We start from the raw sequence: 26,106 nt of genomic DNA on the forward strand, positions 1-26,106 counted from the left end.
CTCTTTTTCTTGGAGGTGAGCTTATGGAGGAAGTTCCCATTATAGACATGAAAGGCATTGTTAAAATCTACCCGGATGGAACTAAGGCTTTGAAAGGTGTGGATTTTTCAGTTAAGCAGGGTGAGATTCACGGTCTTTTGGGTGAGAATGGAGCTGGTAAGACAACTTTGATGAAAATTTTATCCGGAATGCTCCCGCCAACAGAGGGTAAAATCTATGTTAAGGGTAGGGAAGTTCAATTTAAGAGCCCCGCTGATGCTCTTGCAAATGGTATTGGTATGGTTCACCAACACTTTACCCTTGTTGAGGTTTTTGATGCTCTCCACAATATAATCCTGGGGATGGAGGGACACGGGCATTTTTCAAAGATAGATGTAGATAATGCCAGAAAAAAGCTTCAAAAGCTTATGGATGAATTGAACTTTCAAGTTCCCCTTGATGTTCCGGTTGAAAATCTCCCCGTTGGTGTTCAGCAGAGGATTGAGATTTTAAAAGTTTTGTACAGGAATGTTGATGTTCTTATACTGGATGAGCCGACTGCCGTGCTAACTCCTATTGAAGTTAAGGAGCTGTTTGATGTTTTAAGGACACTCAAAGAACAAGGAAAGACCATCATATTCATCAGCCACAAGCTCAGGGAAGTTATGGAAATAACTGACAGAGTCACCGTCCTCAGAAAGGGAGAAGTTATCGGAACGGTTAATACAAGCGAAGCAACCCCCCAGCTCTTGGCAAGGATGATGGTTGGCAGAGATGTCGTGCTGAGAATCCAAAAGCCCCCAAAAGAACCGGGGGAGCCCATTCTAAGAGTAGAGGACTTGTGGGTGAAGGGGGACAGAGGAGAAGACGCCGTCAAAGGATTAAGCTTTGAAGTTAGGGCGGGAGAGATATTCGGAATAGCCGGTGTTGAAGGCAACGGCCAGACAGAGCTTATCGAAGCAATAACCGGGCTGAGAAAAATTGAAAAGGGGAAAATAATTCTGAACGGAAAAGACATCACAGGCAGACCTCCAAAAGAGCTCTACAACCTTGGTGTAGCACATATTCCGGAGGATAGAACACATATGGGGCTCATACTTGACATGACTGTTGCAGAAAATGCTGTTCTTGGACTGCACTGGAGGGAGGAGTTCACGGGAATACTAAACTCTATCAGGTGGAGCAGTGTCAAGGAGCATGCTAAAAAGCTTATTGAGAAGTTTGACATAGTCGCTCCCGGCGTTGATGCACCTGTCAAAAGCTTGAGCGGTGGGAATCAGCAGAAGCTCATAGTTGCGAGAGAGGTCAGTAAAAATCCTGAATTAATAGTGGCATCCCAGCCAACCAGGGGAGTTGATGTTGCATCAACCGAGTACATCAGGAACTACCTTGTTAAGCTTAGAAATGAGAACAAAGCTGTCCTGCTTGTCTCTGCAGATCTGGATGAAGTTCTCCAGCTGAGCGATAGGATGGCGATAATGTATGAGGGGCAGTTCGTTGGCATAGTGAAGCCTGAAGAGGTAACAGAAGAACAGATTGGACTTATGATGGGAGGTATCAAAGATGAAAGCTGATAAGCTGTCAAACATTATAAAACCCCTACTTGAAAGCCTCATTGCAATCATTATTGGAGTTGTTATTGGAGCAGTGGTGCTGAAGGTTTCCGGCTACAGTCCAGTGGAGGCATACGTTGCTCTTGTTAAAGGTGCTGTGGGATCCATTTATGGATGGTCAATGACGCTCAGCTCGGCCACCCCTATAATCCTCACTGGTTTAACTTTTGCAATAAGTGCCAGGACTGGAATATTCAACATAGGTGCTGAAGGTACGGTATATTTCGGTGCAATAGCGGCAATAGTTTTCACAAACATGTTTGCAAATCCTGTTTTGGGCCTGATAGGTGGAATAATTGCAGGGATACTGTGGGCATTGCCAGCAGCACTCCTAAAAGTGTACAGAGGAGTTCACGAAGTTATCTCAACAATCATGCTGAACTGGATTGCATTTTATACGGCGTTGTATCTTGTTTTAGGACCCTTAGCAAATCCAAATGACCCCAATAAAACCCTTGAAGTTCCTACAAGTGCAAGATTACCGTTGCTGATGAAGGGAAGCGAGCTTTCACTTGCCTTTATCATTGCGATAGTGGCAGCGGTCATAACTTACTACATCCTGTGGCATACGGTTCTTGGTTTTGAGCTGAGAGCAAGCGGGTACAATGAAAGGGCAGCACAATACGGTGGAATAAATCCAAAAAGGGCTATAATCTGGTCATTTGTCATAGGTGGAATAATGAGCGGACTTGCCGGGGCTACTGAAGTCATGGGAAGACCTCCAAGCTATGCTATAAGCCAGGGAATGGCAAACATTTACGGGTACGGTTTCGATGGAATAGGTGTTTCTCTGGTTGGAAGAAATCATCCAATAGGCATAATATTCAGCGGTATATTCTTTGGTGCACTTAAAGCTGGAGCAACATATATGCAGATAGATGCAGGGGTTCCACTTGAGATGGTTAAAGTTGTTCAGGGTATAATTGTTGTTGCCGTGGCAGTTCCGGGACTGTGGGACTTGGTTAAGAAGGTGGTGAGAAGATGATTGACATGGTGGTATCGATCCTCCTCGGTTCGTTAACGGCAATGGTTCCAATAGTTCTAACAAGTACTGGTGCAGTTGTAAGTGAAAGGGCTGGAGTTGTTAACATTGGATATGAGGGAATACTCCTCATGGCAGCCCTTTTTGGAGCAATGTTTGCAGAAACAAGCGGCAATGCATGGATAGGCCTTTTAGGCGGAGCTTTTATTGGCATGCTTCTTGGCATGCTTCATGGTGCTATAACCGTTTATTTAAAGGGGGATCACATAATTCCAGGTATCGGCGTTAATATCCTCGCTCTTGGTGTAGTTGCCTTCGGAATTCCAGCAATATGGGGGACAGCAGGACAGCATCAAGTCCCCACCAACTTCAGGATTCAGCCTCTCATAAATACTCAATACGGTAGCTTGAGTCCAATGATCCCCATAACCTTTGCAATAGTGTTCATTACCCACTGGGTTCTCTTCAACACCCCTCTTGGCCTTAGGATTAGGGCAGTCGGTGAGAATCCAGAGGCAGCAGATGCCCTTGGTGTTAACGTTGAAAGGTATAGATTCTTAGCAACAGTCTATGGAGCAACTTTAGCTGGGCTTGGAGGAGCTTATTTAAGCGTGGACTGGCTTGGAGTTGTTACAAAAGAGATTTCATCAGGTAGAGGTTTCATAGCATTAGCCAACATGGTGTTCAGCGGATGGAACCCGGTCAGGGCATTGATTGGAGGATTTATCTTCGGATTCTTCGACAACCTTTCAGTATGGGTCAGGACAAATCCGGCGATATCTCAGATAATACCGTGGCAGTTTGTTGCAACACTGCCATACATAGTGACAATAATCATTGTTGCAGGAATAATCGGAAAGGTAAGGCCACCGAAGTGGGATGGAAGGCCATACAAGAGAGAGTGAGCTTTTCTTTTTCCTATTTCTTAATCAAAGCTCCAACTGCCATCCCCAGCGAAATTCCAACGATTAATGAGAGAATAATATATGTAACATTAATGTTTTCTGCTTTTGTAGTTTGCTGGATGGGTGTTGTTTTCTGGTTCAGCACACTCACTATGGCTTTGGAGTTTTCAATAAGAACTTCGGTATATGGTTTATTGACCCAGATTGTTGTTATGTCGGCTAAGGGCTTTCCAGACCTTTGAGCAAGTTCAATAGCAGCATTCTTTAGAGCCTCTGGACTTTTGGAGGAGTAAGCTATGAAATCTACAGCATTTGCTGTTTTCAGCATTTCGTCAACACTTTTGGCAGGAACCTCTGCTTCAGGCTTTATAGATGCGACAGCCTTTACCCCAAGCCACTCAAGGGCATACTGCTGAGAGGGCAATTCGATAATGGCAGTTGAGTTCTCAGCTAAAGCTTTATACGCTTTAACTATTGCCAGAACTTTTGTTTCAAACCTCTCATACTGTCTCACATAAAGCTCTCGATTCTGCGGATATCTCTCCGATAATGCTTCAGCTGTAGCTTTTGCAATTGCCAGAGCATTGTATGGGTCAAGCCATATCCCATGTGGGTTGTTTTTATTATTGTACCATCTTTCAGGCAGAAATCTGAAGCCGTATTTCCCGTAATCCTCCGCAAACAGTACATCTGCGGTTATTGTTCCTTCTTCCTTGAGTTGCTTCATCTTCTGCTCTGCTGGTAGATGTCCGTTGGCTGTTACAACAACATCTGCCTTTTTGATCAGGTCAATCTGCTCGGGAGTAAGCTGGTACTGGTGGGGGTCAGCTCCTGGTGGAACGATGTAAACGACATCTACAGAGTCGCCAAATACCTCCTTTACGATCTCCGCCAAGGGAGGTATGCTTGCGACTATAAGGGGCTTTTCAGCACTCACCTCGGGAGATAATAGTGAAGTGAGGATGAGTATGAGGATTAATGCTTTTGCCCTCATTTTTAGGTCACCCTAAAATCATTAATCTGTTTAGCTTTAAAACCTTGTGCAAATTTTTTAAAGATAGGTTCAAAATCCTTATGGGTGGAGATCTGTGAGGAAGCTTTTGATTTTCTTAATTTTTGTGATTCTCACTTCTCCGGTCTATTCGTATCAGTATCAAACAGACAAGGTTTATGTTGAGATAAATCCAAATGAGGAGCTTTTGAGCATCGTTTATTACCTCGCTTTCGGGGCTGATGAGTTCGTCATACCCCATCATGACTACATCCAAGATGTTGAGGCATATTTTGCCAGTTATAAGAACCATACTGCAGTTCAAATACTGAGGCAATACTTCAGCGATGCAGAGACAATTCCTCAAAGAGATTACAAGCTTTTTGTCCTCGATGCATATATCCTTCAATTCTCAAATCCTCCAGAAATGAAGAGGATTTATGCAGGGTGGCAGGACTCAGATTTGGACAAAATCATCGATGCTCTAAGGACATTTGCTCAGGATACGAACTTCATGGAGTTCTTTAAGGCACATGAAAGATACTACAAGCGAGATTTGGAAGTGTATACTTCTGCTATTCACCTATTACCCCCAGATGAATTCATGAAGCACTACATGAACTTGACAAACGTAATGTTTGAATTTCATCTGCCTTATCTTTTATGCATCCACGGACACAGCTTTTATGCCAAGGATAATGGTACTGAGATTTACGGCTCCGGTGGAATGCCGCCTCTTGTAAGACGGGCTCCCCCGAGAACTTTATGGAGCTTAGAAAGGGCCAAGGATACCATATTTGGTGTTCCTCTCAACGCTGTTTATGTAAATAACAGGAAATTTGATGAGCTTTGGATTTTGGACTTTATCTACCATGAGCTTGGACATGATATCACCAGCGAGAAACTTGATGAGTATTACAGCTCTGAAGTTGAACCTCTCCGCTATCTTGAGGACACGATAGAGGAGGACATGCCATATCTGGCGACTTATGATATCCACTTCTGGTTTGACACTATGATGATTTATGAGAGCTTTGCCGATGCTTGGGCATATTTCGCACTAAGCCATATAGACAAGGATTATGCCGAGTGGAACCTCCAAATGCAGAAGGCATGGGGTGAATTCTGGCAGGATTACATGATAACGCTTTACCAGAAATACACAGCCCTAAGCATAAAAGAAAACCGGAGTTTTAGTGAATACACCCCCCTAATACTCAAGGAGCTTGTTGAAAAAATCCCCCCTGAAAATACCAAGGAAATTTACGAGAACAATGTTCCTGTAACACCCCTAAGGGCCTTGGATGATACTGTTAGAGAAGGGGAAGTGGTGATTGTCTACGGCACTCAAAATCCAGATAAAAAAGGATCCGAATATGATAGAGAAACTGCGGAGATAGTGAAAAGCTATCTCGAAACATTTTACTCACAGTGGCATGAATACATTAAAATTGAAGTCAAAGCTGATGTAAATATGACAAATGAGGACTTAAGGAAAGACTTAATCCTCATAGGGGGTCCTGTCAGCAATAAGGTCGTGCAGCAGTTTGAGGGGTATTTTCCATTGAGATTCGTCTACAAAAATGGTGCTTGGATTTTAGAGAAAAACCCAGAGTTCGGAAGTGTTAGGACATTTCTAATAACTCCAGATAATATAAAAGAGATCCCCTTCATGGAACTCTCCTACAGCTCACCTCAGACATCTCTGCTGCTTGCCATAAGAAATCCCCTGAAAAAAGATAATTACATAATCTGGATTGCTGGTGCAGACAGGTACTCAACGAGAAGATACAGAAATCCAACCTATTATCTGGTCAGCTATGAAATCTATGATGGAGAAAAGATAGAAGATGGATTCTATGTTCAGCCGCTGCCTTCATCGTAACTCTCTCCATCTCCTCTTCTGTTTTCCCCATTGTTGTCACTCTTTATGTACGGCTTCCCAATTGCAATGCTGAAGCCTTTGAATGAATCATCTTTTTTGTGGAACTCAATTGCCAGAGGCAAATCGTTGTCGTCATTTATGACAATCCTAACTATCCTTGCCCGTGAATGATCATTTAGATAATCCTCTTTCAGCTGCTCATAGTTGTCGATAGCATTGTTTATGCTCTCCTCGTGCATTTCATAAATTTCTCTTGAATAATTGCTGTGGTTTTTGATGGCTTCTATGGTTTTCTTCTTGTCCAAGATACCACAACCTCAAGGTTTGAGCCAGAATTCTCCTTCCCTCTTAAATATTTTTCTCTTCTCTGCTATGCCCAAAGCATGTTCAAGTCTCTCCTTTGGAACCTCAATACCATGAAGCTCCCTGAAAAGAGCTATGATTTCATCTGTAGTGAGCTTTTCTTTTTCTTCAAAGAGGTTGTTTGTCAGGTTTATCATGTCTTCAACGAAGTTCCATGGGAACACAATCCACGCCCAGTCAATCTCCTCCCCGTAGTAATCGGGTCTGAACTTTGAGGTCTTTATCACCAACAGGGTTGCGGCTTTAACCTCAGCTGGACTCTTGCTTTCAACATAGCTTTTGGCCAGAGTCAAGCTTTCCCCTGTGTCAGCTATGTCATCAACAATTAGGACTTTCTTACCTTCAAAAGGATACTCTGTTCCGTATTTTAACTTGGCCTTTCCATCTGGTGTTGCTGTAATCCCCCAGTGCTCAACTTTGATGCTTACTAAATCTTTGATGCCGAGATAATCACAGTACAGCCTCGCTGGAACCCAGCCACCTCTTGCAAGCCCGACTACAACATCTGGCTTCCAGCCTTCGTCAAGAATCTTTTGAGCTCCTCCTTTTGCCCATCTCTCAATATCATCCCAAGAAGCGAGATATGCTGGAAACTTCTTCATGATTTCCCTTAACGGCGTTAATGAATTGGGCATATTTAAATGTTTCCATGAGAAAAATGAAATGCAAAAATCACTTTTTAAGCAGGTTCATTGCAACCTCTGCATAAATTTTGGGTAGCAGTTCAAGAGAACTCACATCGGCATATTCATTAGGTCCATGAACATTTCCTCCTCTCGGTCCAAAATCTATTGCTTCAACACCATAGGGAGTGAAATACCTCGAATCTGATGCCCCAGCACCTTCAACAGGTTTGGCTTTCTCTCCAAAGCTTTCTAAGATTTTCATCATTACCCTAACAAGCTTTGAATCTGGTGATGTAAATAAATAGCCAGCTTTTTCATTGTGTCTAACAGTCAGCTTTGCATTTGGAATGTTAAACTCTAAAATTTCCTTAAGCACTTTTTCTATCTGCCCAGAGGAGTAGCTCATCGCCCTTATATCAAGTCTGAGCCTATGAACCCCATTTTCAAATGAATATAAGTTGGGGGTTATTGAAACTCCAAAGTCGCTGTATCTTTCAGCACTTATCGGGGCTCTAACTAACGGAACTATGCTCTTTAAAAGCTCTGTTAAGCCCAAATCTACCTCAATCTCTTCCCCACTTTCATCAGGTTCCACATATGTCAGCTCAACTCTGCTTGGCAGAACGTTTGACTTCAGGAATTTACCCCCCAATTTCACAGCAAAGACATCGTTGTTCCTTAGGAAGTGAGAAAGGGCAATCATTGGGTGAGCATCTACACCAGGCATGAAGTAGGCGGCATGTCTTGTTTGAAGTACGGGTGTGCTTATGGTGAATGACTTTTTTATAACTCTGCCTCTAATTGTAATTTTCTGCTGGGGTATTTCAATTACAGCCCCAAATCCCTTTCTTCTCCTGATTATTGGGCTCATTCCAGCCCCATCGGCGTTGATTAAATATTGTGGGATCTTATTCTCCTCCTTCAGCTTTTCCGCTATGTGCATTGCCAATTTGCCGCCGATTTCTTCATCTCCAGTAAAAGCAAAAAGCACTTTCCCACTGAGCCTTTTTGTTGAAAGCTCCTTTAGAGCGAGCATTACCCCAGCAACGTTGCCTTTGTCATCTGCACTTCCCCTTCCATAGGCTTTGTTCCCGATTACAGTCAGCTTAAACGGATCGGTCTTCCATTCCTCTACATTCACTGGAACGACATCAAAGTGTGCCATGAACATGACCTTTGGTGTTCCTTCTCCAATTTCACCGTAAACAGTGTAGTATCCATCTTCCTCAATTATCTCGCTCTCTATTCCCCAAGAGGCAAGAGCGTCTTTGATAAACTTTGGACACTCTTTGTTTGGCTTCTTTCCTTTGGCTGGGTCATTTACGGTTTCAAATTCAATCAGCTGGGACAATAATTCCATCATTTTTAGCACCGTTAAGATTTTCATCGAAATGATATTTAACCTTTTAGCTCAAAGTTTTAAAAGGAGCGTCTGTAAATTAAAGCTGGGAGGTGGAAAAATGGAGCCAAGACCAATGATACTTGATGACAACCCAGAAATCATGCCCGGTGGAGAAGATGACGTTGGAGAAGAGGCTGAAACTGTGGAGCAGTTCTTTGCAAAGAGCCAGGGGAACACACTGTATTTCTCATACGCAACAACCCATGCAAAGATAACCATTGGAATCAGCCACGATAGCGCAACTCTTGAAGAGATGGTAAAAGCTGCGAAAGAGCTGATAAATGAGTTTAGAAAGAAAAAAGAGTAACTTTACGTCTCTTTTTTCCTGTAGAGAGTTAACGACACAGAGTTGTTCTTAAATTTTATCTCTGCTCTGTCTGTCATCATGCCAATAACTGAAAGCTCCGTGTCTTCTTCAACTTCCCCAACAAGCGTCCAGTAGTACTCACTTATTTCATCATGTTTTGGCAGGGATAGAAGCTTGGTAAGCTCCTTTACGAGGGGATCGTCCCTGTTTATCCTGTCAACATGCAAGTGTATTCTAAAGGCATCACCTTCATCCTCAATGTGAATGCTCAGCTTTTTTGCCCCATGACGGAGGCAGAACGTTACCAGCTCATCAACGATTTTTGCTATCTTTTTGGGTTCCTCATCCATTTTTATGCCTCCTTTCCGAATGCTCTAAGTATCGGAACGAGAATTGTGGCAACTATACCTCCAGAAAACCCGTTGTTGTATAGGTTTATCCCCCCGTGGAGATAACCCACGTTAAGGACTACAAACATGTGCAGCATTCCCGCAGCTATCCCTGCCAAAGCTCCAAAAGATCCGGCTATTGGTGCAAGCGTTGTTCCAAAGAGTGCGGTTATTGCCAACACCGTTGGATGGATGTTTTTGAATATCAGGATTTCTCCAAGGAAAATGCCAAGAATGACTGGAAGCGAGTTGAGTGGATGCTTTCCGAACGCTGAAAAGCCAACAAGGGTTAGAAGGCCAGCCACAACAGGACCGTTAACTGGGCTTTTCGCTAATGCAACCACAGCCAAACCCATCAGCCCCATGATCCCCATATTGATCAGTGAAACCTCAAAACCTTCAAGCTGAACAAAATCTGTGACAATTCTTCCGTTGAGTTTCATTATCCTCCTGTATCCCCTAAGACTTCTGCCGTTTAGGTAAACTCCTAAGAACAGGAGAAATAAAAAGAATGCGCTGAGGAGGATCTTCAGCTCAAGGTCGTATTCACTGCTCAATATAAACTGCTTTTCTGGTTCAATTCCCAGACCCCTCTTCACTGCCATTAATACTCCCCCAAGAAGCCCGCCGGTAAAGCCTATGTTGTACAAGTTGTATCCATCGTGAACCCTGAGCATGTGGGCTGAGAGAGGTGGCATTATGAAACCCACAATTACTCCGCCAAGAAATCCAGCAATGAACCCAAATTTACCCAAGGAGGGGCTTATGAGGAGCTCGGTTACAAGGGGCGCAAGTGTTGTGGCGAACATCATGATCAGAATGACGCTCTTGAAGGATGTTCCTTTGTATCGGGTGTATAGGTAGCCACCAACGTATATCGGCCAGACATTTATTATGTTCTTCCCCATAAAGGCGAACCCAGCTATTGTCAGTACCGCCGCAATTATTGGGCCTGTGGGCTCGATTTTGAGTCGATAAAGTAGATATACGTTGGCTAAAGTTAGGAGGGCTGAATTTATCAGCGTTGCACCTATGCCGCCGACCGCCAAGTAGTCCACAAGGAGCACATCAGAATGGAGGACTATGGCTTTGAGACCTTTAATCATGTTTTCTGGGGTGTCAAGCAAAAATGCAGCAACGATCATTAGAAGCGGAAGGGTTAAAAGAATGTAAAATCTGAGAGATAGCCTATTCATTGAAGTGTTTCCTCCTATGAGTTGTGGAGATGGTAATTCAGTTGTTCAGCTATTTAAACGTTTATCCTCTTCCAAATTGTGCCCTGTGGAGTGTCTTCAAGCTGTATGCCGAGCTCTCTAAGCTCCGCTCTAATTTTATCCGCCAAAGCGTAGTTTTTCTGCTTTCTCAACTCAGCTCTAACTTGGATTAACAACTCAATCAGTTCTTCTTCTTTTGTCTCCTTTGTCTCTTTGAAGTATTCCTCAAAGATTCCAAAGACTTCACCGACCATCTTGAAAAACTCAAGGGCTTTTCTCAGGACGCTTTCCTTTGGCTTTTCCACTTTTGCTAAGTACTTGTTCACAGCGTTTGCCACTTCAAATATCGGCTTCATGGCTTCAGCTGTGTTAAAGTCATCGTCCATTGCCTCATAGAACTTCCTCTTAGCTTCTCTAATTACTTCATAGAGCTCAAACTCCTCTTTGCTCCACTTAAATGGTATCTCAGCTTTTTCAAGGGCAATTCTGATGTTTTCAATTGTGTTGTAAAGCTTTTCAAGGTTGTTCTTTGCGTGCTGTATCCCTTCTTCTGTATAGTCAAGAGGTGAGCGGTAGTGCTTCTGCAGGACAAAGAACCTTATAACCTCCGGGGAGTATCTCTGCAAAAGCTCCCTTATCGTGACAAAGTTTCCTAAGCTTTTGCTCATCTTCTCTCCTTTTACCATGACGAAACCTGTATGGAGCCAGTACCTAACCCATTCCTTACCCGTGCATGCCTCCGTCTGTGCTATCTCGTTTTCATGGTGAGGGAATATTAGGTCATTTCCGCCGCCATGAATGTCAAACTGCTCTCCCAGATACTTGGTGCTCATTGTTGAACACTCAATGTGCCATCCCGGTCTTCCCTCGCCCCATGGCGAATCCCACTTTGGTTCTCCGGGCTTGGCTTTCTTCCAGAGGGCAAAATCCTCTGGATTCCTCTTCCCTTCACCGGGCTCAACCCTTGCTCCTTTTCTGAGCTCTTCAAGCTTTATTCCGCTGAGCTTTCCGTAGTCCCTGAACCTCTGAACCTCGAAGTAAACGCCGTCAGAGCCTTCGTAGGCGTAGCCCTTCTCTTCCAGCTTCTTCACGAAGTCTATGATGTCCTCGATGTGCTCTGTAACTCTTGGATAAATATCAGCCGGCTTAACTTTCAACGCCTTCATGTCCTCGAGGAAATACTTCAGGAATTTCTCAGCCAATTCCTTTGGATCTTCACCAGTCTCCTGAGCTCTTCTGATGATTTTGTCATCTATATCTGTAAAGTTCATGACCATCAAAACAGTGTAGCCCTTATGCTCCAGATAACGCCTTATGACATCAAAAGCAATGTACGTCCTTGCATGTCCTAAATGAGTGTAATCGTAAACGGTTGGGCCGCAAACGTACATCCTGACTTCTCCTTCTCTCAGAGGTTTGAACTCCTCCTTCTGCTTTGTAAGAGTATTGTACACTTTCACCTCTATCACCTGAAGAAGATTTTTGCTTGGGTTTTATTAGACTATCGTTGGTGGCAATCATCTGCGTTTTAGGAATAGAGAGACAGAGATAACCACCAGCAATATCAGGAGAAGTGAGGTAAGTTTTGGAATCTCCGATTTGCTGTTCTGAACGGTGTGATTTGTGAGAGGGGAACTGGTAAGATTTGTACTGTGTATGGAGGTTGAAAATGTTTCAGAAATGAGATTTGGGCTCAATGTTTTTGTTTTTATCTCTTTCTGTGTAGTCATGTGTTCGTATGAAGGAGCGAGATTAATAAATTCGTACTTTGGGGAGAGATGAAATGCATTCCCAATCCATGAAAGCTTGACCTTTATCAAGGGATAGGACTTCAGCGTTTTCCCATCAAAGTAAAAAGCATAGAGGGGCTTATTGAACATCTCTGAAAGCTCATCCCAAGTTAGATTCATCCTATCTACCTTTTGAGTTTCCCATCGAATTGCTGTGCCGTTGATCATAATGAGATACCCAATAAACACATGGTACGTAACATTGAACACAATTAGAGTTTTATCAACTTGCTTTCCGGGCTTTCTCATGATTGTGAAGTTGCTTTCAATGGCATCAATTTCAACTGCTGGAACAATTACAATCCCCATTCCAGAAGGAAAAGCCACTAAATGATCTAATAGGCTGTCACTCCACAAGTAAAACATCAGTTCCTTGACGGGAATTTTATATGTTCCGTTTTTGAAGGAAAAGATGACATAATCACCGCTGTGATTCCCAAGTACTGGAACGACGTTCCTCTCCACCGTAGATAGTACCTCATTGAGGGTTCTGTTCTCAGTGCCATACTCGTAGTAGCCGCCGAGATAGTAGGCATCGCTTGAGTTCACCAAATAAAAGCGGGCATATTGAGTTGGAGGGTCAAACATCGCTATGCACTCGCCAAAATTCTGAGGTTTCAGATCATAGAGTCCAGCCCCCACATATATTACCCCAGAAGTCGTAGGAGCAACTATTATCCGGAAACCGGAGGAACAGAAGGCTACCGAAATTGTTGGAGCAGGAGTCACTAATGGAAGAATCAAAAGTAGCAATGGGAGAAAAATCTTCCGCATTACTACCACTCCCCTAATAGAAATTAGTCCTACCCTTTTAAAGCATTGTTCACAAGACCAGCAAAAGCTTAAAAACCCAATTCCCCCAATTTAAACCAGCTTAAAAAACAGGAGGTCATGCTCATGAAAGTGGGAAGGGGAGATGTTGTAAGACTTCATTACATTGGAAAAGTCAAAGAGACTGGAGAAATCTTTGACACAACGTATGAAGAAGTTGCAAAGGAGGCTGGAATTTACAGCGAAAAGGGTATCTACGGTCCAGTGCCAATTGCAATTGGCGCTGGTCATGTCCTCAAAGGGCTTGATGAGCAACTTGAAGGTCTCGAGGTGGGAAAGAAGTACACAATTGAAGTTCCTCCAGAGAAGGCCTTTGGAAGAAGGGATCCTAAGCTCATTAAGACATTCACCCTTGGTCAGTTTAGAAGGCAGGGAATCATGCCATTTCCCGGATTAGAGGTTGAAATAGAAACTGAAAGTGGGAAGAAGCTTAAAGGGAGGGTTTTGAGTGTTTCAAGTGGGAGGGTTAGAGTTGACTTCAATCATCCCCTTGCAGGAAAGACCATTATATATGAAGTGGAAATTGTAGAAAAGATTGAAGATCCAATTGAGAAGGTTAAAGCATTAATTGAGCTGAGGCTTCCAATGGTTGATCTCAGCAAAGTCAAGATTGAAGTCGGAGAGAAAGATGTAAAGATAGATTTCAGCGATGTTGAGATTGATAAAAACACGCTTATTCTTGGAGAAATCATCCTTGAGAGCGATCTTAAGTTCATTGGATATGAGCAGGTTGAATTTAAGCCCACAATTGATGATCTTTTGAAACCTCCAGAGGTAAAGGTTGAAGAAGAGATAGAAAAAGAGGTAAAGGAGCAGAAAAGCGGAGAAGAGGCAACTGAAGAAAGCAAGGAGGAAGCAGAAAAAAAGACTGAAGGAGTTAAAGAAAGTGCTGAGAAGACAGAAGAAGAGAAAACTGCCGAAGTTAAAGAGGAGAAAGAAGAGGCTAAAGAGGAAGCCAAAGGATGATAGCATTTCTTCTTTACTTAGTTTCCTTGATTTTTATTATCCTCAACTGGCATCTGGGTAAAAATATCTACGAATGGGCATTCTATGACATTCTGTTTTATGTATTCTTGCCCCTAACTGCGGCTTACCTTTTGGGATTCAAGCCTAATGAGCTGGGATTTAAGATTGGCAAGAGGGAAGGTTACATCTGGGCATTTGTCCTTTTCTCAGCAACTTTACCGGTGAGCGTTTATGCATCGAGGATAGAGAGCTTCCGGAGCTTTTATCCTATTTTCAGCTACTCCTCTTGGGGTGATTTTATCTTTAAGGAGCTGTTGATAGGAGCAATAATGTTTGCGCATGAAGCGTTTTATAGGGGAATTCTGCTGTTCCCACTGGCAGAAAAAAACGAATGGCTTGGGATTTTGCTCCAGAACATTCCCTATACCCTAATTCACATAGGAAAACCGACACTGGAGATTCCATACTCCTTCATTGCGGGCATAATATTCGCGAAAATGGATTTGAAAAGTGAAAGCTTTCTGCCGAGTTTTCTTTTACACTGGATTGGAGCTGTGGCTTTTGATGTTCTTTGTATTATATGAGCCTGAGCTCTATGTTTCCATTCACTGTAGAGACTTTGACTGAATACTTTCCAGAACCAAGCTGTGCGCTGAAGCTTTTTGGTCCAAATTTTCCCACCAAAGAAGTCGCAACGTTATCAAAGCCCTCTGTTAATATTCTTCCATTTGTTGTACTTGCTGAGATCATTGCATCAGCTTTTTTTGGAAGCAGAAATTTTATCGACCCGTTTACGGTTGAGATTTTTACATCGTTTCTAACAGCTTTCAGCACAACTTTTATCGGTCCATTTACATTTCCAACTTTGCTGATCTCCACATTTTCAAGCTCAATTGACCCATTTACGTTGCCAATTTTAATAACTCCCTTAACATTTGAAATTGAGATTCTGCTGTTTACACTGCCAATTTTCTTTACTTCAACGGTTTTCGGAACAAGGATGTCAAAATTCACCGAACTTCCACCCAAGCTGATGCCAAAGGTTTTCTTATGCTTAGCCTCGATTTTTAGAACATTTCCCTTTTTTTTGACTTTGATTTTTGGCTCTGATGCAAAAAGGCCCCATTTCTTCTCCGCTCTCATTTTTATTGTATCACCATCGTAGCCTTTTATCTTGATGTGTCCGCTCACATTGCTGATGACAAGCCTTAATCCTTCGGTTACCTCATACTCCCTCTCAATTATCTCAATCATCTTGCCCACCATTACTGTATTGCATGCTCAAAGAAAAAGTAAAATGTGGTCAGGAGTGAGCACTTCCTTTGCTGACCCTAACTGTGCCATAGCCAACAAAGAGCAACTTATCCGGATCGAGGGCTTTAACGACCTCAGGTCTGTGGGTAATTATCACCGCTGTAATGCCTGCTTCACGAATTATTTCGCTGACCTTCTTTGCAACCCTCATAGCGGTTAGTGTATCGAGGTGTGCAGCAAATTCGTCCATAAGTAATAGATTTGGCTTCTCCGCAAGCAGAGATGCTATCTTAGCCCTCTCCTTCTGTCCTGTGGAAAGCTCACTAAACTTTGCCCTGTAAAGCACAGCATCGCTCAAGCCGGAGCGGTTTAAAACTTCAACTGCTGCATTTAAATCCCTAATTTTTCTGTAAACGTGCTCCAGTATGCTCTCCGAACCAAAGGATGGCTCAAATTCGCCTGGAATCATGACCGAAACCTTAACGTTTTCTGGCACTTCAATTTCTCCACCTGTTGGTCTGTACTTCTCTTCCCAGTAGCCTTTGGCTGCTCCAAGGATTAAGCGTAAAAGAGTTGTCTTTCCGGCTCCGCTTGCTCCGACCACCACAATCAGCTCTTTTGGCTTGATTTCAAAGTTTAGATTTCTCAGGACAGGTCTCTGAATAACTCTATGTCTTACCCCAAAAGCCTTCAAAAGCTCCTGAATTTCCTCGGGAAGACCCCTTATGTCAAGTTCGCTCTCGAAGACCTTGCTTACATTTTTGAAGACTATTGAGCCTTTTAACGGCTCAACTTTTCCATAGCTTGGCCTCCACAGTTTTCCGTCTTTAGGAGCGTATGGATCATCCCTTAAAAAGCGCTCTATGTATTCTTTAGCCTCTTCGCTTAGCGGATAAAAGAGGACAGGTCTTCCACTTGCTGTTTCCCATAAAAACTTAAAGCCAACTTTTTCAAAGAAGGGGTTATAGCGAGCCATTTGAGCTATTGTCTCTACTATGTGCTTCCTCTTTCTCATCTCTGGGATTCTTCTTTCCTTAATCCATTCTAATGCAGCTTTAACGCTTAATTGGCCAAGCCCATCGGAGCGGTAGTCTGGATGGACAACAACCCTTGCAATTCTCGCTCCAGCAGTGTTGCTCTCTCTCAAAGCCTGCCACTTTGCTTCCTCCCAGAGCATTGAGCGGGCGACTTTTTTAGGATATTTCTTCTTGAGCTCTTCATAAAGCTCCTTCATTATACGCTCGGGCCAGAATGCCGGATGGAACCAGTCCTCTGGAAAAACCTTTTCACGAATGTTCTTCTCTATTTCACCGTTTGGTAAGCGACGGTGCATCAGAGGAATTGGTGGATCAACTCTAACGTAAGCCAAGATTCTTGGCTCATACTCCTTTCTGTTCTCGAGCTCAAGGATTAAGAAGCGTGATGCCGGGGTTGAACCTTTAATCTCCAAGATGTGAACATCTTCGCTCCCGCAGACCGGGCACTTCTGCTTCGTATTCGACTCAAATACGTGTCCGTTCTCGCATCTCCAGAGCGCAACTTTCTCCTTCTGCGATGCATAATGATACTGCTCAAGCTCCGCTATTGCCTCAAAGTCGCTCTCGTAAGTTGCTTCCCTCGCCTTAATCTTGTAGGTATAGAGCAGTTCACCAGTTAATGGAGAATAGCGCTTTGCTTCATACTCCCTCTCCCACAGTGGCCAAACTTTAATTTTGTCCCCCTGATAGAACTTGTAAAGCTCATAGTCATCAAAATCAAGGATTTTTTCACCATTTTTGACTTTTGGCTTCCCCTTCACGTGAATTTCAACTTCATCTCCAGTTACAAACCACTGAGCAACGCCACTCATGTAGAGCTTATATCTTTCCCCCTTAGTCTCAACTTCAAGAATTCCAAACCATCGGTGCTTGAAGCGTGGAATTTCACTACCAACGACTTTACCTCTAAGAATCATTGTTATCACCATTGAAAATTCGTTTTTTGTGTATTTAAGGTTAGTCTGTGTTTCACCATAATGCATTTAATAACGCTAAGCCTAACATCTTAATGGTGGTTTAAATTGGAAGACCCTTATCTCTGGATGGAGAATCTGAATGATGAGAGAGTTCTAAAGTTCATTGAGGAGGAAAACAAGCGCTTTAGGGAATTCATTGAGGATTTGCCAGAAAAGCTGATTGATGATGTGAGGAAGTACTACTATCTGCCCAACATCTGGGAAGCTCAAATCACAAAGAGAGGAACCTTTGTGAAGATAAATGAAGCAGGAAGACAGCTCATAAAACTCCTCGAGACTGGAGAAATTATAGTTGATTCCAAAAAGCTTGAGGAAGAGCTTGGCGATGAGATTCTCCTTCAAGGATTTACAGTTGACAGAGATGGGAAAAGATTAGCCTACAACTTCTCAATTGGAGGGGCTGATGAGGGGATAACGAGGATAGTTAACCTTGAAACTGGGGAAATCATTGAGGAAATAAAGCCATCCTTGTGGAATATCGTTTTCCTCGATGATGGTTATTATTTTGCCCGCTTCTACCGAAAAGAAAAGACTCCCGATGGAATTTCTGCTCCAGCGGAGAGAATTTTCCTGAAGAAAGGGGAAGACGAGGTTATGGTTTCTGGCGAAGGATTTGGTTCGGGCTATTTCATGAATCTGCACAAGAGCACGGATGGAAAGTGGGCAATGCTGACGGTTACATTCGGCTGGAACAAAGCCGATATTTATCTCGGCCCAATTGATGAGCCAGAAAAGTGGAGGAAGGTTTATTCAAGCGATGTTCCAGCACATCCGATAGATGTCATCAACGGAAAGCTCTACATCTACACACGCAAAGGAAGAGGGCTTGGAAAAGTTATTGCAATCGAAAATGGCAAAGTTGAAGAAATAATCCCCGAAGATGAGTTTCCGCTTGAGTGGGCGGTTATTGTTAATGATAAAATACTTGCTGGCTATTTGGTTCATGCTTCCTCTAAACTTAAGGTGTTTACACTTGAGGGGGAGCTTATAGATGGGATAAGCTTTAAGATGCCTGCACAAGTTTACCCGCTTGACAATGATGGAGAGCAGGTTTTACTCAGATACGAGAGTTTTACAGTTCCATACAGGCTTTACCGCTTTAGAGACAGGCTTGAGCTGATTGATGAGATCAAAGTTGAAGGAGAATTTGAAGTCAGTGAAGATTTTGCAACCTCAAAAGATGGAACAAGGGTTCATTATTTCATGGTCAAGAAGAAAGGGACAAAAAGCGATAAAGCTTGGGTTTTCGGATATGGGGGCTTCAACATTGCCCTGCTCCCACGGTTCGTTCCTCAGGTGATTCCCTTCATTGAACGCGGTGGCACATTTGTGATGACAAACTTAAGAGGTGGCAGCGAATACGGTGAGGAGTGGCACCGTCAAGGAATGAGGGAGAACAAGCAGAACGTCTTTGACGACTTCATAGCTGTTTTGGAGAAGCTCAAGAGAGAAGGGTATAAAGTTGCCGCTTGGGGAAGGAGCAACGGAGGGCTTTTGGTTTCAGCGGTTTTGGTTCAGAGACCAGATGTTATGGATGCCGCTTTGATAGGCTATCCCGTTATAGACATGCTGAGGTTTCATAAACTCTACATTGGAAGCGTTTGGATTCCAGAATATGGAAATCCAGATGAGCCAAAGGACAGAAAGTTTTTGCTGAAGTATTCTCCCTATCATAATGTAAAACCTCAAAAATACCCGCCGACGCTAATCTACACTGGTCTGCACGATGACAGGGTTCATCCTGCACATGCTTTGAAGTTCGCTAAAAAACTGAAGGACGTTGGGGCACCTGTCTATCTACGCGTTGAGACGAAGAGTGGACACATGGGCGCTTCGCCAGAGACGAGGATAAAGGAACTGGCAGATTTATTGGCGTTTGTGATTAAGGTGCTTGGCGTAGATTAAAGCTTCTTCCTTCTAACGCTTTTTTACTGCGATTTCTTATGCACCCCAAAGCCTCAGGATGGGAAGATTTATTAGTGATAACATCAATTATGATAATGGTGATTATCATATGAAACACTTCGTGGACAGAAAAAATGAGCTGAGGGCAATAAGGGAAAAGCTGATGAGCAGGAAATTTGAGCTGATCGTGATATACGGTAGAAGGAGGGTTGGAAAAACCCGACTTGTTCTTGAGGCAGTTAAAGATTTCCCTCACATCTACTATCTGGCGGTTGAGAGTGACAACCTCAGACATTTTCGGAAAACTGCGGAGAGAATAGCCCCTGAAGTGAGATATACAAGGGAAGACTGGGAAAGCCTGCTCCATGCTCTGAAAGGAAAGGTGATAATCATAGACGAGTTTCCCAACATGATCAAGGAAGACCCCAAAGTTGTTTCCATCTTTCAAAGAGCGGTTGACCTTGATCTCTCGAATTCAAACACTAAGCTCATACTCCTCGGTTCTTCAGTAAGCATGATGACCGAGAAGGTGCTGAGCTACAAGAGCCCACTCTACGGGAGGAGAACGGGTTCAATGAAGCTTAAACCAATGGAGTTCTTCACCTTAAGGGAGTTCTTTCCGGGAATAAGCTGGAAAGAGCTGATTGAGATTTACGGACTTACCGATGGAATACCCTTCTACATAATCCAAGTTAAACTGCCCTTCTGGGAATGGCTTGAGAAAGAGCTGCTCAATCCCGTGAGCTTCTTCAGGGATGAGGTTGATTTTCTGCTCAGGTATGAATTCACGGAAACAAGAACATACAGGAGAATACTTGAGGCAATAGCACTCGGTAAAACGACGCCAAAGGAGATAAAGGACTTCACGGGGATGAGGCATTCTGACATAACTCCCTACCTTAGAAACCTTATTGAAACCGATTTAGTTGTGAGGGAGGTTCCAGTCACAGAAAAGCCTGCCTCAAAGAAGGGACGCTACTACGTTGCTGACAACTTCTTGGCATTCTGGTTCCGCTACATTTATCCCAATTTGTCAAGGATTGAGGCGGGAACCTTCGACATTGCAGAGATACGGGAGGATTACAGTCGGTATCTCGGCTGGGTTTTTGAGAAAGTTGCGAGGCAGTTCCTTGTTAGGCTAAATAAAGCCGGAAGACTTCCGTTTAGGTTCACCAAGATTGGGAAGTGGTGGCATAAGAGCGAGGAAATTGATTTGGTTGCGTTGAATGAGCGTGAAAAAAAGGTGCTTTTTGTTGAGGTTAAGTGGAAGGATCTGAGAGAGAGGGAAGCTAAAGGTGTTCTGAGAAATTTGGAGAGGAAGAGCAAGCTGGTTGGTTTAGAGGACTGGGAGAAAGCTTATGGCATGATCGCCAGAAACATTGGGGGAAAAGAGGACGTTAGGGGAAGTGGATATTTTGCATGGGATTTAGGGGATTTTTGAGCCTTAAAGATTTAAACGGTTTTTAATTTCCTCATATCTTTTTCTTGCTTCTTCGCGCTCCTTCTTTCGCTCCCATAGATTTACCCAAAGTGCCAAACCACCTACAATAAGGGTCATCACAATTCTCAAGAACAGTCCGTTATTTATAGGAATAGCATCGTTCTCATCCAGAATGCCGTCTTTATCCCTATCAAAAAGTGGGTTTATAATAAACTTTACTCCAGCATTTCCATAAGCTATGAATTTCCCATCAGGGGAGAGGGCAATTTTTCCCAGAGCAATGCCTATTTCTGGATATAAAGGATGATACTTCGTATTGCTCCAGAGCTCCCTTCCGGACCAGTCAAATATATGCAATACCCCATCATATATAAGGAGATATTTCTGTGAGATTGCAAAATCTTCTACATGCAGAAAAGTTTTGCCCCAAAGAAAGTTGCCGTTCCTGTCATAAACTCCCAAGAACTGTCCATCGCGGGAGTAGAAAACCACAACAAGCTTTCCATCATCTGTGAGTCCCATACGAGCAACTGCACCTTTCCAAGGGTTGAAAGCTTTTATAAGTTTCCCATTTCTGGAAAAGAGATAAATTTTGCCTTTCTCAGCAACTGCAACAACCTTTCCATTCGTTGTAACCTTATCACCAAAATCCAGACTCCAGAGCTCGTTTCCACCTATATCAAAGACCCTCACAATACTACCATTCTTTATATAGCCTCTCGCTACAATTAAATCCCCAGCAGTGCTCACCGATGTTGCGTTAAACTTCCTTCTCCATAGCTCAGAGCCGTTTGGAGAGTACGCTATAAGATAAAAAGGAGAAAATGTGAAGGTAGATTCATTAAGCCATTTGAAATTCGCAGTTCCCAATGCAATGATCCTCTTAGAGGCATCGAAAGAAGCAACAAGGTGCAAAAGAGTGGTATTTCCGATCACGTTGCCTTTCTCATCAACGATAATGAGGTGACCATTTTTAGCATGCTTTGCAATACCCCTATAAGAGGTCGCAACTACTATTCGACTATCTATGAATTTAATGCCTGCAATATTCTCCTCAAAATTTCCAAAATTTAGCCTCCACAAAGTGTTCAACACGGGGTCTTTTTCCGAGATTACTTTAGCATAATTAGCAGAATAAAGAGCTAACAAAAGCAGCACGAAATTGGCAATCCACCTCTTTTTCACAGAGCCCACCAATATTTTTGGCCCGTTGACATATTTAAGCTTTTTCTTCTATTAGTTTCATTATTTTACTATGCAGCTGCTTAATCAACTTTTTGTTTAACTTATCGGGCGGGAAGTCCCTGTCCGGAAGGGCGGGGTAGTTCACGAACAGCACATCTTATATTCTTCTCTCCAGCTCTCTCTTCAGCCTTAAGTACTCTTCATGGGCTTTTCTGCCTTCTTTTTTCTTCCGCCATTCATAGAGTGAGGCAAAGATGAAACTAATCCCAAAAGCAGAGAAAAGCTGGTGCAGCAATTCGTTATTTAGAGGAAAAACATCTTCATCGTCGGGAATTTTATCGTGGTCTCTGTCATAGAGCGGATTCACAAACACATGATATTCATCGAAAATAAGCCTTCCATCCGGAGAAATCTGAAAGTATCCAATTGGCATGTTGTAATAGGCGATAACTTTCCCGTTAGTATCGAGGATTGTGAAGGAATCTGCTTCGCTTAAATAAACATTTCCATTCCTGTCTATGTGGGCGTAAAAGTTGTAAAAGCTGATCCCATCCTTTTTGAAGATGACTTGATTCTTTGGAGATACTTCTTTTATCCACAGTTCATTGCCGTTCATGTCAAAGAGACCATACCAGTTGCTTCCCCGCATTAAAATGTAATGACAGTTAGTGTCCAGTGCGGATACGTCATTTTCAAGCTTCCAAAGAAAATTCCCAGAGGGGGAAAATGCCGGCACCTCATATCTTTTCATGTTTTCAGTGCTCACTATGATTAGCTTCTCACACGAAAGCATTCTGTATGGATTTCCTTCAATTGTCTTCTTCCAAAGCAGATTACCGCTATTGTCAAGGGCAAATATATTCCCTTTGTCAATTCCAAAAATTCTGCCATTGGAGTAAGCTAAAGCAAAGGCAGAGATGTTCCGCCGCCAGAGAAGCTTTCCATCGAGGGAATATGCAGAGACAAAATTCTGTGTATATACCGTTGAGCCTTTTATATCGAGAATTTTTGACTCACTCACAAACAGTGTGTCATTGGCAACTACAAAGGAATATACCTTAAATTCCGTTTTAAATTTTCCCAAAAGCTCCCCTCGCTTCGAGAACAACATAACGACACTTCCTTCGTTTGAGAACCTACTCAAATTTGTCTCAACGACGACAAGCTTGTCACCATAAAAGTTGCCTCTAATAAACCCGCCGGTGGTGAATTTGTCAAGGCTCCAGAGGGGGTCATTTAGGTATGCCTGGCTTTTTATATAATCGTAGTAGCCCACGAGAGAGATAACTGAAAGCAGGATAAAGCTTCCTAAGAAACTCTTCACCCAGCTTTTCATTACCACTCCTGGAGATATTGAGTGTCTACACTTAAAAAGTTTATCTCATTCAAGCTCCCCGATCATAGCCATTATCTTTCTATGTAGCTGCTTAATCAGCTCCCTTCTGTCTTCCATAAGCACAACGTCACTTGCTCCAATAATTTCAAGGTTGAAGGCAAATGGACTCGGCAGCTCATTTTGTTCAAAAACGATTTTTATCTTGCCTTCTTTAACCCAGCTCAAAAACAGCTCCGCATTTTTAATATCCATCTTGTCCTCCATAATCTCGCGGTAAACTTCCTTGAGAAGTGGGAAGTCGGGATAGTTCTTTTTAAGAAGTCTAAGTAATGTTTGGGCATTCAACTGCTGCCTGCTTAAGCTTTTCTTCCTCCCCATGTATCTCCTTAAAATTAACAGACCTCTGTTGGCGACGTGCCTGAATCTTCTCTTCAACAGCTCCGTGTTGTCCAGGGCTTTCTTAAGGGTTTCTCTCAAATCCTCAAGCTGGAATAAAGTCCTAATATCCTCTTCACTCAACCTTTTCTCTCTTGGTAGAATCAGCATGAAGCCATTATCGCTTATGGCAATTCCCACGTTGCACCTTTTCTTTTTGCTCACCAAATATGCAAAAGCCCTGCTCAAAGCTTCATTTGCTCTCCTCCCTATCAGGGTGTGGAAGAAGTACTTTGCCCTTCTCTCCTCCAGAACCTCCTCAACCAGAAGGATTCCATCATCTGGAATTGTTGAATACTTTGCCTGCTCTCTGAAGTAGCCCAAAATTGCTTTGGCAGCTTTTTCATCTATTCTGTACTTCTCCATTAGGATTTGCTCTGCTTTGGGATTGTTTAAGAGTTCTTTAACCTCTTTCCTAAATCTCTGCACGTCCAAGGCTAAATCAAAGCTCAAAGGCAACATTTCAGAAAACCACGCTGGGATCGTTGGCTTCGCCCCTTCTTTAGGCTCCACATAAATCCTGTTACCCCTTGACTTTTTGAACTCATACGTCCTTCCAGCCAAGACAAAAATATCTCCAGGCATCAAGCGTTCAGCAAATTCTTCCTCCACAGTTCCAATAAACCTCCTATCAAGCGTGTAAACTTCGATTTTAGCCTCATCTGGAATTGTACCCGTGTTCATGTAGTAGATTGCTCTCGTCATTTTCCCTCTTCTTCCGAACTTGCCCTCTTTTTCATCGAGCCAGATTTTTGCATAAACCTTCTTCTCTTCAAGTCCAGCATATTCTCCCGCTAAATATCTAAGAACGCTCATGAAGTCTTCAAAACTCAAGTTGTGATAGGGATACGCTCTTCTTACAAGCTTATACGCTTCGTTAATGTCCCACACTTTTTCCAGAGCCATGCCGAGGAGATGCTGAACAAGAACGTCGAGGGGATTCTGCGGGATTTTAATTCTGTCCAATCTTCTATTCCTCGCATTGTAAGCCAAAACGGTACACTCAACTAAATCGTCCCTATCCAAGACAAGGATAATTCCCTTGCTGACTTCATGCAGTCTGTGACCCGCTCTCCCTATCCTCTGCAGAGCCCTGTTTACACTCTTTGGTGAGCCGATTAAAACAACTAAGTCAATGCTTCCAATGTCTATGCCCAACTCAAGCGATGTTGAGCTAACAACACAGCGGAGCTCTCCTTTTTTCAATTTCTCCTCTACTTCAAGTCTAACATCTCTCGAGAGGCTCGAGTGGTGGGCTTCAATTAGTTCCGCATATTTTGGGAACTTTTTCTTAAGATGATAGGCAACCCTCTCAGCACCGCTCCTTGTGTTTGTAAAGATGAGCGTTGTCCTGTGCTGTTCAATGAGTTCATCCAAGCGCTTGTACAAGGCTTCACTTAGTGTTGCCGCATCTGTGTAAACTAAGTCCCCAACAACGCTTTCTACTTTAATCTCCGTCTTTTTGGCAAAGGAAACATCTACTATTAAACCACTTCTTGGAGTTCCGTCATCGTTGAAGCCAAAAACAAATTTAGCAACCTCTTCGAGGGGATGAATAGTGGCACTGAGACCGATTCTAACGAAATCCCCGGCTAAATTCTGTAATCTTTCAAGGCTGAGCATTAGATGGGTTCCCCTCTTATTCTCAGCCAATGCGTGGACTTCATCGACTATGACGTATTTAACCGTCTTTAGCCTCTCGCTGAATTTTGGAGCATTTAAAGCTATGGCTAAGCTTTCTGGTGTTGTAATCAATATGTGGGGCGGCTTTTTTACCATCTTCTGCTTTTCATAGCTTGAAGTGTCGCTTGTTCTCACTGCTACTCTTATTTCCGGCAGGTCATAACCCATTTCATGAGCAACTTCCCTAATCTCTCTGAGGGGCTCCTCTAAGTTCCTTCTGATGTCATTGTTCAAAGCTCTGAGGGGCGAAACATAAAGAACGTAAATTTTATCTTCAAGCTTACCCTCCTTTCCCAATAAAATAAGCTCATTTATGGCAGCGAGAAAAGCTGATAAAGTTTTTCCGCTGCCCGTTGGCGAAGAAATAAGCACATTTTCTCCTTTGTGAATTTCAATAACCGCATATCTCTGGGGGGGTGTGAATGTTCCAAACTTTCCTCTAAACCACTCCCTAACCGGATCAGCTAATATCTCGTAAATTTCCTCATCGGTGTACTCTCTCTGGGCAAACCTTATCATCGGACTAACCTTTTTGGGTTTGATTTTTAAACCCTTCGGTTGGTCTAATAAACTTTTTAAATCGAAAAACTAAACCCCAATTGGGTGGGTT

General features: G+C 43.0%; 22 protein-coding genes. 9 read left to right on the forward strand and 13 right to left on the reverse strand.

The annotated features are described in order from the left end of the window. The first annotated feature begins 23 nt into the window (after positions 1-23). Genes TERMP_RS02540 through TERMP_RS02550 form a run of 3 tightly spaced genes read left to right on the forward strand, consistent with a single transcriptional unit; the run spans position 24 to position 3,479 of the window. Positions 24-1,553, forward strand: a complete 1,530-nt coding sequence (locus tag TERMP_RS02540) for an ABC transporter ATP-binding protein (protein ID WP_013466786.1) — start codon at positions 24-26, stop codon at positions 1,551-1,553. Continuing rightward, on the forward strand, positions 1,543-2,577 hold the full coding sequence (locus TERMP_RS02545) for an ABC transporter permease (RefSeq protein WP_013466787.1): 1,035 nt from the start codon (positions 1,543-1,545) through the stop codon (positions 2,575-2,577). Before TERMP_RS02540 ends, TERMP_RS02545 begins: the two co-directional genes overlap by 11 nt. Then, a complete protein-coding gene (locus tag TERMP_RS02550; protein ID WP_013466788.1) occupies positions 2,574-3,479 on the forward strand; it encodes an ABC transporter permease in 906 nt (301 codons plus the stop codon). Before TERMP_RS02545 ends, TERMP_RS02550 begins: the two co-directional genes overlap by 4 nt. Before the next feature lie 13 nt (positions 3,480-3,492). Here the strand turns inward: TERMP_RS02550 and TERMP_RS02555 are convergent, their stop codons facing one another. Continuing rightward, positions 3,493-4,473, reverse strand: a complete 981-nt coding sequence (locus TERMP_RS02555; RefSeq protein ID WP_013466789.1) for a metal ABC transporter solute-binding protein, Zn/Mn family — start codon at positions 4,471-4,473, stop codon at positions 3,493-3,495. Between the two features lie 94 nt (positions 4,474-4,567). On the opposite strand from TERMP_RS02555, the gene TERMP_RS02560 reads away from it, so the two are divergent. Further along, complete coding sequence (locus TERMP_RS02560) at positions 4,568-6,355, forward strand: DUF4932 domain-containing protein (protein ID WP_013466790.1); 1,788 nt, start codon at positions 4,568-4,570, stop codon at positions 6,353-6,355. Here TERMP_RS02560 and TERMP_RS02565 read toward each other — a convergent pair. The 3 genes from TERMP_RS02565 to TERMP_RS02575 form a co-directional block, all read right to left on the reverse strand. Further along, positions 6,334-6,660, reverse strand: a complete 327-nt coding sequence (locus TERMP_RS02565) for a hypothetical protein (protein ID WP_013466791.1) — start codon at positions 6,658-6,660, stop codon at positions 6,334-6,336. The genes TERMP_RS02560 and TERMP_RS02565 overlap by 22 nt on opposite strands. 12 nt (positions 6,661-6,672) lie before the next feature. Then, positions 6,673-7,320: a phosphoribosyltransferase gene (locus TERMP_RS02570; RefSeq protein WP_048159728.1), complete on the reverse strand. Its 648-nt coding sequence runs from the start codon at positions 7,318-7,320 to the stop codon at positions 6,673-6,675. 70 nt (positions 7,321-7,390) lie between these two features. Then, complete coding sequence (locus TERMP_RS02575) at positions 7,391-8,707, reverse strand: M20/M25/M40 family metallo-hydrolase (RefSeq protein ID WP_013466793.1); 1,317 nt, start codon at positions 8,705-8,707, stop codon at positions 7,391-7,393. Between the two features lie 97 nt (positions 8,708-8,804). On the opposite strand from TERMP_RS02575, the gene TERMP_RS02580 reads away from it, so the two are divergent. Beyond that, positions 8,805-9,053: a hypothetical protein gene (locus TERMP_RS02580; RefSeq protein WP_013466794.1), complete on the forward strand. Its 249-nt coding sequence runs from the start codon at positions 8,805-8,807 to the stop codon at positions 9,051-9,053. Positions 9,054-9,055: 2 nt separating this feature from the next. Here TERMP_RS02580 and TERMP_RS02585 read toward each other — a convergent pair whose 3' ends face one another. The 4 genes from TERMP_RS02585 to TERMP_RS02600 form a co-directional block, all read right to left on the reverse strand. Further along, on the reverse strand, positions 9,056-9,403 hold the full coding sequence (locus tag TERMP_RS02585) for a hypothetical protein (protein WP_013466795.1): 348 nt from the start codon (positions 9,401-9,403) through the stop codon (positions 9,056-9,058). A 2-nt stretch (positions 9,404-9,405) separates the two neighbouring features. Further along, positions 9,406-10,587 carry a DUF1576 domain-containing protein gene (locus TERMP_RS02590; protein WP_202795444.1) on the reverse strand — a complete coding sequence of 394 codons (1,182 nt, stop codon included), beginning with the start codon at positions 10,585-10,587 and terminating at the stop codon, positions 9,406-9,408. A 104-nt stretch (positions 10,588-10,691) separates the two neighbouring features. Further along, a complete protein-coding gene (cysS, locus tag TERMP_RS02595) occupies positions 10,692-12,122 on the reverse strand; it encodes a cysteine--tRNA ligase (RefSeq protein WP_193385912.1) in 1,431 nt (476 codons plus the stop codon). A gap of 51 nt (positions 12,123-12,173) precedes the next feature. Beyond that, entirely contained in the window at positions 12,174-13,220 is a 1,047-nt protein-coding gene (locus TERMP_RS02600; RefSeq protein WP_013466798.1) for a hypothetical protein, read from the reverse strand. Between the two features lie 117 nt (positions 13,221-13,337). Here TERMP_RS02600 and TERMP_RS02605 point away from each other — a divergent pair, with 117 nt between their 5' ends. Together TERMP_RS02605 and mrtA are read left to right on the forward strand one after the other, a co-directional pair. Then, on the forward strand, positions 13,338-14,243 hold the full coding sequence (locus tag TERMP_RS02605; RefSeq protein ID WP_013466799.1) for an FKBP-type peptidyl-prolyl cis-trans isomerase: 906 nt from the start codon (positions 13,338-13,340) through the stop codon (positions 14,241-14,243). Beyond that, positions 14,240-14,827 (forward strand): CPBP family archaeomyxosortase MrtA, encoded by a 588-nt coding sequence (mrtA, locus tag TERMP_RS02610; RefSeq protein WP_013466800.1) that lies wholly within the window; start codon positions 14,240-14,242, stop codon positions 14,825-14,827. Before TERMP_RS02605 ends, mrtA begins: the two co-directional genes overlap by 4 nt. Here mrtA and TERMP_RS02615 read toward each other — a convergent pair. Both TERMP_RS02615 and TERMP_RS02620 read right to left on the reverse strand, forming a co-directional pair. Next, a complete protein-coding gene (locus tag TERMP_RS02615) occupies positions 14,820-15,497 on the reverse strand; it encodes a DUF4097 family beta strand repeat-containing protein (RefSeq protein WP_013466801.1) in 678 nt (225 codons plus the stop codon). The two genes, mrtA and TERMP_RS02615, sit on opposite strands and share 8 nt — an antisense overlap. 49 nt (positions 15,498-15,546) lie before the next feature. Next, a complete protein-coding gene (locus TERMP_RS02620; RefSeq protein WP_013466802.1) occupies positions 15,547-17,451 on the reverse strand; it encodes a GNAT family N-acetyltransferase in 1,905 nt (634 codons plus the stop codon). 105 nt (positions 17,452-17,556) lie between these two features. Between TERMP_RS02620 and TERMP_RS02625 the strand changes: the two genes are divergently transcribed. Next, positions 17,557-19,416, forward strand: a complete 1,860-nt coding sequence (locus tag TERMP_RS02625) for a prolyl oligopeptidase family serine peptidase (RefSeq protein ID WP_013466803.1) — start codon at positions 17,557-17,559, stop codon at positions 19,414-19,416. Between the two features lie 109 nt (positions 19,417-19,525). Beyond that, entirely contained in the window at positions 19,526-20,857 is a 1,332-nt protein-coding gene (locus TERMP_RS02630; protein ID WP_013466804.1) for an ATP-binding protein, read from the forward strand. A gap of 3 nt (positions 20,858-20,860) precedes the next feature. On the opposite strand, the gene TERMP_RS02635 is transcribed toward TERMP_RS02630, so the two are convergent. From TERMP_RS02635 to TERMP_RS02645, 3 genes are all read right to left on the reverse strand, one after another. Continuing rightward, positions 20,861-22,051 carry a WD40 repeat domain-containing protein gene (locus TERMP_RS02635; RefSeq protein ID WP_148221053.1) on the reverse strand — a complete coding sequence of 397 codons (1,191 nt, stop codon included), beginning with the start codon at positions 22,049-22,051 and terminating at the stop codon, positions 20,861-20,863. A gap of 148 nt (positions 22,052-22,199) precedes the next feature. Further along, positions 22,200-23,384 carry a PQQ-like beta-propeller repeat protein gene (locus tag TERMP_RS02640; protein WP_148221054.1) on the reverse strand — a complete coding sequence of 395 codons (1,185 nt, stop codon included), beginning with the start codon at positions 23,382-23,384 and terminating at the stop codon, positions 22,200-22,202. A gap of 39 nt (positions 23,385-23,423) precedes the next feature. Further along, a complete protein-coding gene (locus TERMP_RS02645) occupies positions 23,424-26,015 on the reverse strand; it encodes an ATP-dependent helicase (RefSeq protein WP_013466808.1) in 2,592 nt (863 codons plus the stop codon). Positions 26,016-26,106: the final 91 nt, after the last annotated feature.

The sequence above is a fragment of the Thermococcus barophilus MP genome (assembly GCF_000151105.2).
GTDB classification, from domain to species: Archaea; Methanobacteriota_B; Thermococci; order Thermococcales; family Thermococcaceae; genus Thermococcus_B; species Thermococcus_B barophilus.